Origin of the sequence: Pseudomonas sp. A-RE-19 (genome assembly GCF_019956555.1) — a bacterium.
Taxonomy (GTDB): Bacteria; Pseudomonadota; Gammaproteobacteria; order Pseudomonadales; family Pseudomonadaceae; genus Aquipseudomonas.
Window position 1 is genome coordinate 21,814 of sequence record NZ_JAHBDQ010000036.1, and the last position, 6,645, is coordinate 28,458.

Sequence of the window (6,645 nt, forward strand, 5' to 3'; positions counted from 1 at the left end):
TGGCTACTTCAAGCGTGAGCGTTCCATCGCAATGGTCGACGTTTCAAAGCCCAGCTTTGAAAAGAAATCCGAAGCGCCTTCACGGCCTGCTCGCAGAACCCAGGTAATGGCGGTGGTGTCGCTCATGACATGCTCAACCAGCGCACGACCGATGCCTTCACGTCGAGTTTGCCTGCACACGACAACCATCGACAGATAACCGTTGGACAAACCGTCGGTGATACCTCGGGCAAACCCGACGATGTGGGAGTCCTTTATCGCAAGAGCTGTACGTTGGGAATTAGCGATCAGTTGAGCGAAATATTCAGATGAGCCGGTGCGGTGAGCCCAGCCATTCTCGCCAAGAAAAAGTCGCACGGACTCCACGTCCGAGGGCTGCACATCACGGATAAGCACGGGAGTATTCATCCCGAAATCACATTCTTGCCCGCAATCTTCGACCGATACAGCGCCTGATCGGCTCTTGCCAGCAACCCGGTCTGTTGCTCTTCTTCAAAGCGTTGCACCACGCCAAAACTCATGGTGACTTGATAGTCCCCGACCGGCAGCAAGCTCGACAGGCCGTGACGGATTTTTTCAGCGAGTGCCCTGGCGTCGGCCAACAAGGTATTGGGCAGGATCATGATGAATTCGTCACCGCCCCAGCGCGCCAACAGATCGCCTTCGCGCACGCAGTGCTTCACGCTCTCGATCACCTGCACCAACGCTGCATCACCCAAGGCGTGGCCATAGTGGTCGTTGATGTTCTTGAAGTCATCGATGTCCATGGCGATCAGCGATAGCGGCTGGCGAAAGCGTTGGGCGCGGTCGCATTCCTGGGGCAGGGCCTTTTCCAGTCGATAGCGATTGGCGATGGATGTCAGCACATCGGTTTCCGCCAGTTTGCGATTCTCTTCGAGTTGAATCTGCAACTGCTGATTGACCCGAGACAACTCCCGGGTGCGTTCCTCGACCATGGCTTCGAGGGATTGATTGCGTCGCTCCATCTCTTCGAACAGGCGTTTCTTGTCTTCGATGCTGCGATGCGCGCCGACCATTCGCGCCACCGAGCCATCGGCATTGCGCGCCAGCACGTAGCCGCGATCTTCGATCCAGGTATACGTGCCATCGCGCATGCGGCAGCGATACTCGGCCTGATAACCGGGAGCGCGCTGATTCAGGTAGTCATCAAACAGTGCCATGACCCGCGAATAATCGTCGGGGTGGATCACGTTTTCCCAGGTCAGCACGTTGTTATCCAGGGAATGAGGCACATAGCCGAGCATCTCGTACCACCCAGGGTTGCGGTAGACGAACCCGGTGTTGGCGTTCCAGTCCCAGATGCCATCGCTCACCAGTTCCAGAATGGTGTGCAGCATGCCTTCGTTAAAATCTGACAGATTGAACTTCAACGGCTCGATATTCGATGCCTCACCCATCATCGGTCTCCCTACCGCCCTGATATCAACTGACTTGCCAGTCGAGCAGATTAGTTCATGGCGTATTACCCCGGCTAGTGCTTGCCCCACCTCTGCAGTGCAAAATCGACGAAGTTGCGCAATTTTGGCAAACGGTAGCGATCCTGAGCGTACACCAGGCTCATCGGCCGACTCGGCAATTGGTAGTCCTGCATCAAGGCCACCAGTTTTCCGTCCTGAAGATCCTGCTCCACCAATGCATCGGGCACCATCACGATGCCCATGCCGGTGCGCGCCGCTTGATGCAACCCCGCCGAGCTGTTGATCAACATCGGCCCGCTGACCGCCACCATGACTTCGCCTTCGGGTCCCCTCAGGCGCCATTGTTTGGCTACCGAGTGCCAGTCATCACCAGCCGGGTAGGCGAAGGCCAGGCAGTCATGGTGTTGCAGGTCGGCGGGTTTTTCCGGTGTGCCTCGGCGCGCCAGGTAGTCCTTCGATGCGCAAAGGGTCATGGTGTAGTCGATAAGTGGGCGAGCAATCATGTTGGACAGCTCGGTAGTGCCCAAGCGAATCGCCACATCGAAACCGTTGTCGAGCAGATCCAGGCGCTGGTTGGTCAAAACGACGTCGAGTTTGACTTGCGGACAGCGCAGGGTGAATTCGCTCAAGGCCGGCGCCAACCGTTCGGTACCGAAAGTCAGCGGTGCGGTGATGCGCAGGGTGCCGCTCGGCTCGTCGAGGGTCTGTTCGGCCAGGCGTTCGGAATCGGCCACCAGCCCCAGCACTTCGAGACACCGTTGATAGTACGCCGTGCCGAATTCCGTCAGTCGCTGGCGCCGTGTCGTACGGTTGAGCAGGCGCACACCCAAGCGTTGCTCCAAGGCTCGCAGGTGATTGCCGACCATAGTCGTGGACATTTCGCACTGTAAAGCGGCGGCGGTCATGCTGCCAGCTTCCACCACTCTTACGTAAACCGTCATTGCCTGGAATAAATCCATTATCAAGCTCAGCTTTAAAATGATTGAAGTGTTGCGATGTTTATCCAGCTCGGGTGGCTAACCATACTGCAAAAACACCGACTATTAATGGAGTTTGATGTCATGACCGCCGCCTGCCTGATGAGCACTTACCAACCCTTGGCCCTGAGTTTCAGCAAAGGTCTGGGCACGCGCCTGTGGGACCAGGCCGGTCGTGAATACCTGGACGCGGTAGCCGGTGTCGCGGTGACCAACGTCGGCCATTCCCATCCGCGAATCGTGGCGGCCATCAGCGAACAGGCCGGGCTGCTGTTGCACACCTCCAACCTGTACAGCATCGACTGGCAACAGCGGCTGGCGCAGAAACTGGTTCGGCTGTCGGGCATGGATCGGGCGTTCTTCAACAACTCCGGCGCCGAAGCTAACGAAACCGCGCTGAAGCTCGCCCGGTTACATGGCTGGCACAAAGGCATTGAGCAGCCATTGGTGATCGTCATGGAGAACGCATTCCATGGCCGAACGCTCGGCACCTTGTCCGCCAGCGATGGCCCGGCCGTGCGCCTGGGTTTCAACGAGCTGCCGGGGGATTTCATCAAAGTGCCGTTCGGCGATCTACAAGCGCTGGAAAAGGTGCAACAGGCTCACGGCCCGCGCATCGTGGCGATCCTGATGGAACCGATTCAAGGTGAAAGCGGCGTACAAGTGGCGCCGCCCGGTTATCTCAAAGCTGTGCGCGAACTGTGCAGCCGGCGCGGTTGGCTGCTGATGCTCGACGAGATCCAGACCGGTATCGGCCGCACCGGCCAATGGTTTGCCTTCCAGCACGAAGGCATCGTTCCAGACGTCATGACTCTGGCCAAAGGCCTCGGCAACGGCATCCCCATCGGCGCCTGTCTGGCCCGTGGCAAAGCGGCGGACCTATTTACGCCCGGTAGCCACGGCAGCACGTTCGGCGGTAATCCATTGGCGTGCCGCGTCGGTTGCACCGTGCTGGAAATCATTGAAGAACAAGGGCTGCTGGAGAACGCCAAAGTGCAAGGTGAGCGCTTGCTCGCCAGATTGCGCATCGAATTGACCGATGACTCCAACGTCCTGGCGATTCGCGGCCAAGGCTTGATGATTGGCATCGAGCTCAAGCAACCGATTCGCGACCTGACCCTGATCGCCGCCCGGGATCATGGCTTGCTGATCAACGTGACACGGGGCAAGACCATTCGCCTGCTGCCGCCGCTGACGATTGATGAGCGGGAAGTGGAGATGATTGTCAGAGGGGTTAGTCGGGCAGTGAGCGCAGCCTGACTTCTCTTGGATGTACGTATTTACCCTGAGCTGCCGAAGGCTGCGATCTTTTGATCTTGATTTTCGACAGAATTTGAATCGCTGAAGATCAAAAAATCGCAGCCTTCGGCAGCGCCTACAGAACCGGTGTCTTCGTCAGTGGAATTGGGAACGATCAGTCGGTTTGTTGCATCGTACTGACAAAAGCCGTGACTTCAGCCCGGTTCATCAGTTGACGTTTCGAACCGCTAAAACCTTCGAACAAACGCTGGTGCGCGGCGAATCCACTGGACCCTTCACGAGTACGGTAGCTGTTGGCCCATTCCAGTAACGCTATCAGCAACTCGTCATTATCGTCCCGCTTCGCCTCTCGCTGGAGAATATGGCTGACGCAATCTTCGTCCGCCAGGCACAGCCAGATCAGCGCTGTCGCCCGGTCCACAAGTTCACTGATTATCCAGTCATACACGCCCTCGATCACCCAGCACTCTTTACTCGAGGCCACCCGGGCCATTCCCAATGCTTCGGCGCGGGGACGGGCGATGCTGTGTTCATCGGATACCCAGTGAATCAGGTCGAGATCGGTCCAGGGCATTTGCAGGTGCTCGGTCAGTCGTTTGGCCAGCCAACTTTTGCCCGAGCCGGAGTTGCCGATGATCAGGGTTCGGGTGAGGTTCAGGGTGTGCGGGTGATGTTTGCTCATGGCAACTCGGGGGAAGTCAGTCAGCCGCTTCGGAAATTTCAGGCGCAATCATTCGCGTCTTCGGCGAGCCATTCGCATTGAATTGATAAATATCCTGCGGCTGGCCTTTTTCATTGAAGAACACTTGGCCGATTCCTGCTGAATTCCACAGCCGTTCCCCGGCTTCGGCGTGTTCGGGGATGTGCGGCACAATGCGCATGCGCCGGCGCTTGGTCAGCCAGTTCAGCGGCGAGCGCGGCGAGTAGAGCCAGCGGTTGAGGCGGTCGAACCATTCGAGCAGGGCCGGCGGGAATTCGTTTTTGATGCCGCTGCTGGTGATCTGCCAGATTCTTGGGCCAGCCTTGCGATGTCGGATCAGTACTTCGTAGACGAAGGAGTAATGCACATCGCCTGACAGCACCACGTAGTTCCCGGGTGTGCGCGAGTGTCGGAAAATGTTCAGGATCACCTGCGCCGCGCCGCGATGGGCCATCCAGTTTTCGGCGTCTACCAGCAGTGGATAGCCGCACCAGCTAAACACCCGTTGCACGGTTTCGATCAGTTTGACGCCGAAAATCGGCGCCGGAGAAACGATGATTGCCGACGGGTGATCGAGCAGTTCCTGTTGCAACTCGCTGAGGGCTTCCCAGTCCAGCAGGCCCGACGGTTGCTTGAGGTTCATCTCGCTGCGCCAGCGCCGGGTGCGGGTGTCGAGCACCACCAGCGCCGGGCGGGTGGGGAGCACGTAATGCCACTTCTGAAAGCACAGCAGTTCATCGATCAGACCATCCTGTACGTCGCTGTCGAGGTAATGGTCTTGCCCCGTGGCGCTCAATAAACGGGTTTTTTCCAGCAGGCTGCCAAATGCATCCGGGTTGTTGCCCCAACCCTGACACAACATATAAGCGAGCAGCGCGTTACCGATGATGCGCTTGGAGAACGGATGGCCGTAGGCCGTTTCCTCCCATTGCGCGGAAAGATTCCAGTCATCGGTAATATCGTGGTCGTCGAAAATCATCAGGCACGACAGATGTGCCATCGCTCGCCCAACACCACCCAGTCCGTTCTTGAACTCATCGATGCGCAGCTGCTCCAGGGCATAACGCTTGCGTCGTTCTGGCGTCAGTGCCGGTGGTTGCGGCGCGATCAGCGTCCAGGGCGTTGGCGACCATACTAATAGGTACATGGCCATGACCTCGGCGAAGGTCACCAGATGGTTGTCGGCGCTGCTACTGGTAAAAATCGGCTTACGCGCTCCACCGAAAAATCGCTCGCGCAGAGTTTCGTTGCTCTCAAGCGCCGGTAACAAATCCGCACGATGGTAGTAACTGGCTGGGTGCTCGTAGAGTTTGGCGCTGTCGCTGACCACTGCACCGTCGAGGTGTTCGTCGAATAGCCCCAGACGCTCGATCAAGGCATGAATCGCCCGCAACATCGGTCCCGCGACATCATCCGCATACACCTGATCGCCGCTCATCATTAATAGTGCGGGGCGCTTGCAAGCGTCCGGCTCGGACTCCAGCAACCGATCAACGCACAGCAAACCATCGGCCGCCGGATGGTGAGGTTTACGGCAGGAGCCATGCAGCAGTTGATCGATCTGCGAGCGCAGCACGAAATTCGGACAACGCGCTTCGCCATACAGTAGATGAGGTGCCCACTCGGCGATGCCCGACGGCGCGCCATCCGTTTCGGTGATCAGCAGGTCGTACTCGATCAACGTGTCGCAGGGCAGGGCGGCATCCAGTGGTACATCAATCAAATGAATGAAGGCATGAGTACCGACCGGGATGATCGTGCAATGCTCATCGAGACAGATGTCGACTCGTTGCAGGCGCAGCGTCAGTGTCAGCGCACGCGACCCCACCAGCCACAGCACCAGCCGCGAGGGTTCCAGGCGCCGTAATAGCGGGCCGACGAGGACCGATGGCAATGGGGAGTGATCGGCAGGCAATGGCAGAGATTCGGACATCCGGGTTCAAGACTCTTGGTGCAGAGAGGCGGACGATGATAGCGCAGCGGGTGGCGAGGAATGTCCGGTGGCCAATGGCTCATGCCTTAATGTGTAATCGCTAAAGCCAGGACCGCCCAAGAGCAAAAATCAATACCGGCCCGGAGGCGCGTTACGAAGTGAAAAATTAATCACGGCAGGTGGTTGACCACTAAATAAAATACTGTATTATTCGCCTCCCGCTAACGAGAGATCGGAAGCGCAAGTGGTTGAAGTTGTTAAAGATTTCCAAGCGAAACTTTGAAAACTTCTGAAAATAACCGCTTGACAGCAACAGAGGCTGCTGTAGAATGCGCG

6 protein-coding genes are annotated in these 6,645 nt (G+C 57.7%); 1 reads left to right on the forward strand and 5 read right to left on the reverse strand.

Features of this window, described 5'->3' with window-relative positions:
• Positions 1–3 precede the first annotated feature (3 nt).
• From KGB14_RS21060 to KGB14_RS21070, 3 genes are all read right to left on the reverse strand, one after another.
• On the reverse strand, positions 4–408 hold the full coding sequence (locus tag KGB14_RS21060) for a GNAT family N-acetyltransferase (RefSeq protein WP_223488624.1): 405 nt from the start codon (positions 406–408) through the stop codon (positions 4–6).
• On the reverse strand, positions 405–1,418 hold the full coding sequence (locus tag KGB14_RS21065; protein WP_223488625.1) for a sensor domain-containing diguanylate cyclase: 1,014 nt from the start codon (positions 1,416–1,418) through the stop codon (positions 405–407). The genes KGB14_RS21060 and KGB14_RS21065 overlap by 4 nt, the downstream gene beginning before the upstream one ends.
• A gap of 74 nt (positions 1,419–1,492) precedes the next feature.
• Entirely contained in the window at positions 1,493–2,398 is a 906-nt protein-coding gene (locus tag KGB14_RS21070; protein WP_223488626.1) for a LysR family transcriptional regulator, read from the reverse strand.
• A 102-nt stretch (positions 2,399–2,500) separates the two neighbouring features.
• Between KGB14_RS21070 and KGB14_RS21075 the strand changes: the two genes are divergently transcribed.
• A complete protein-coding gene (locus KGB14_RS21075; RefSeq protein WP_223488627.1) occupies positions 2,501–3,676 on the forward strand; it encodes an aspartate aminotransferase family protein in 1,176 nt (391 codons plus the stop codon).
• Between the two features lie 154 nt (positions 3,677–3,830).
• On the opposite strand, the gene KGB14_RS21080 is transcribed toward KGB14_RS21075, so the two are convergent.
• Both KGB14_RS21080 and KGB14_RS21085 read right to left on the reverse strand, forming a co-directional pair.
• Positions 3,831–4,358: an adenylate kinase gene (locus KGB14_RS21080; protein WP_223488628.1), complete on the reverse strand. Its 528-nt coding sequence runs from the start codon at positions 4,356–4,358 to the stop codon at positions 3,831–3,833.
• Positions 4,359–4,374: 16 nt separating this feature from the next.
• Positions 4,375–6,309 (reverse strand): alkaline phosphatase D family protein, encoded by a 1,935-nt coding sequence (locus KGB14_RS21085; protein WP_223488629.1) that lies wholly within the window; start codon positions 6,307–6,309, stop codon positions 4,375–4,377.
• Positions 6,310–6,645 lie beyond the last annotated feature (336 nt).